Raw genomic sequence first — 480 nt, forward strand, 5'->3', positions numbered from 1 at the left:
ACAAATTTTTTAATACTGTCGTTTGTATGCTTCTTTGATGGTTGGCATAGAAAAATCCCAAACAACCTAAACAAAATTGCTTTGATATTTAGTAATATTGTCGCGTTAAATAACGGTTACTTGATGTCATCACTACCCATTGCGATTTTATGTTTCGTGGTGTTTTTTATACTTTGGTATCTAAAAGTGATAGGAGCTGGAGATGTGAAGTTACTCTGTGCCTTAATCATTGGCATACAGCCAAATCTAGTTACGATAACATTGATTTGTATAGGCTTTCTAGGAGGCTTTTTGGTTTTCGCAATGTACATAGTAGGAAAGGTAAGAGGATTACCTAGCTTTACAAAAGGCATTCCTTACGGAATACCTATTGCTATGAGCTGTTTCTTTTTTAGCACTATATCCATTTTAGCAAACTGACTACATAATATTGTGCTCTAATATAGGGCTAGAAATATCACTGATTTGAAATAATTGTTG

At 33.8% G+C, this 480-nt stretch carries 1 protein-coding gene; it reads left to right on the forward strand.

The genetic code is table 11. The annotated features are described in order from the left end of the window. On the forward strand, positions 1-420 hold a 420-nt coding region (locus tag AB4653_RS28570; protein ID WP_372106013.1), incomplete at its 5' end, for a prepilin peptidase. Positions 421-480: the final 60 nt, after the last annotated feature.

Source organism: Vibrio sp. 10N.222.48.A3 (assembly GCF_041475345.1).
Taxonomy (GTDB): Bacteria; Pseudomonadota; Gammaproteobacteria; order Enterobacterales; family Vibrionaceae; genus Vibrio; species Vibrio tasmaniensis_A.